This is a genomic window from Bradyrhizobium sp. 62 (assembly GCF_023073035.1).
In the GTDB taxonomy this organism is placed as follows: domain Bacteria; phylum Pseudomonadota; class Alphaproteobacteria; order Rhizobiales; family Xanthobacteraceae; genus Bradyrhizobium.
Genome location: NZ_JADPIT010000016.1, coordinates 59,633 through 61,350, shown reverse-complemented (window position 1 = coordinate 61,350; position 1,718 = coordinate 59,633). Strand labels below are relative to the sequence as shown.

3 protein-coding genes are annotated in these 1,718 nt (G+C 59.3%); all 3 read left to right on the top strand.

What is annotated here, in order from left to right; genetic code table 11:
- Positions 1-277 precede the first annotated feature (277 nt).
- Positions 278-562, top strand: coding sequence for a hypothetical protein (locus IVB47_RS19220; RefSeq protein WP_247463346.1), 285 nt, complete (start codon positions 278-280; stop codon positions 560-562).
- Between the two features lie 153 nt (positions 563-715).
- Entirely contained in the window at positions 716-916 is a 201-nt protein-coding gene (locus IVB47_RS19215; protein WP_247463344.1) for a hypothetical protein, read from the top strand.
- A gap of 589 nt (positions 917-1,505) precedes the next feature.
- Positions 1,506-1,718 (top strand): PAS domain S-box protein (locus tag IVB47_RS19210; protein WP_247463342.1); only part of this gene is annotated, 213 nt, incomplete at its 3' end.

The following is a 1,718-nucleotide window of genomic DNA, read 5'->3' as shown; positions in this document are numbered from 1 at the left end:
GATGGATCCCTCCGGCCGCATTCCGCTCCCTGAGACCAGCAAGTTCAGCGGTCGTGGGCCGTTCGATGCGGATGCAGAACCGTGAGTCCCAAGGCGGCAATCGGCGCGCGTCGTGCATAGGAACACGCGCTGGCTTCTCGGCATCTTCCACTGGGCTTCGTCACCCTTTCAGATGAACGAGATTGATTTGGTCAATTTCCATTACCTCAGCCTCTTTCGGCGTCGGGCGTGTAGGCTTTTCTACCGGAGCTGTCAGGAGGAAGGGCGGAGAAAGAGCTTGTGCCTGCTCCGCGGCTGGCTCACTCCGCAGCAGCGCGCCCAGTTCGACGGGAAGGGCTATTTCGAGGTGGTCGGGTCCGACACGGGTACCCGCTACCGCATCCGTCATGGCACATCGGCCAATGTCCGCGAGGTCGATGCATCCGGTCGACTAGGAATGGGATGGTGCTTTGTTCCGGTTGGTGAGCTGGTCGAAGGAGATGTGATGCTGGTTCAAAAGATTGCTTTAGAGACGAGCGAACTTGAGACACTGGCCATCGCCAAGAACTTCTACGGATGGTGATGTCGGAAGTCTAAGGGTCTCCGTTCGCTCGCGATCGCCAATTCGGGGAGCGACCAGGTTCCGTGTTCACTTGTGTACAAAGTGTCTCATCCTTAAATCACGGTTGCAGCAAGCAAAGATCGCGCTACCCGCCAGCAGCAGGAGTTGCGCCATATGGCTTATAGCAAACCCTTCGATATCGCCGTCATAGGAGCTGGCGCAACAAAGCTGTCGGTGGTCGCTCTCGATCTGGAAAATGCGGAAGAGGCCTGCGCAGTGGGGAAGCGGATGGCCGAGACGACTGGGCGAACTGTCACCGTTCGGAATGCAGAAGGCGAGGTCCTCGGCATTTTTCCAGGCGCCAATAAGAACTAGGAACGGCTAACGGCACTCGGCATTTGCGGACATGCCGACGTTCTTCTTCGAGCTCATTGATGAGGCCGGGCCCCTCGAAGATGGGAACAGTGGTGGCTGGAGTAAAGCGGACACCGGGAGCAGCAGGTCGTTCAGGGAAGCGAGCCCAGCGAGCACGGAAAACGATGCGCTTCCAGGGGCGCCGATCAGCAGCAAAGACGAAGTAATCGACCACTGTACCGGGCCAGCTTCGAAGCCTTAGACTTTCAACGGCCTCTCGCTTGACCATGGCGAGCAGGCACCGGCCTCCCATGCTCGCGGGGCAGGCAGCACGCAGCGCGCCGAATGCCGAGTTTATCCTGGCCGAGCCGGCGGCTCGAAGATCCACGTGCCGGGCGAACGTCTCCACTCTGGAGCTCTGCCGTAGCTAACAGAGGTCTCGGGCGCACCGGCTGAGTGGTCAGAGGTATCATTGTATGATATTGGGAACTGGAACCTTCGTCGATTGTTGCCCCATGCCAATGGGGGCAATCCTTCAATCAGAGCAACAAGAGACGGTCGGCGTGTCCGACGTGTCGGCGCCAGAAGAGCGCGGCCCGCTGGGAGGCTCATGACGCGAAATAGCGAAGATCAGAAGCCGGAAATTGCCGCATGGCAGTGGAGGCAAATCGTCAACGGCGCGACCGATACCGCCATCATCACCACCGACCTGCGTGGCCGGGTGACGAGTTGGAACATTGGCGCGTGCAACATTCTCGGGTGGACGGAAGAGGAGATGATCAGCCGTTCCTTGAGCCGCGTCTTTGCCGAGGAGGACCAAGAG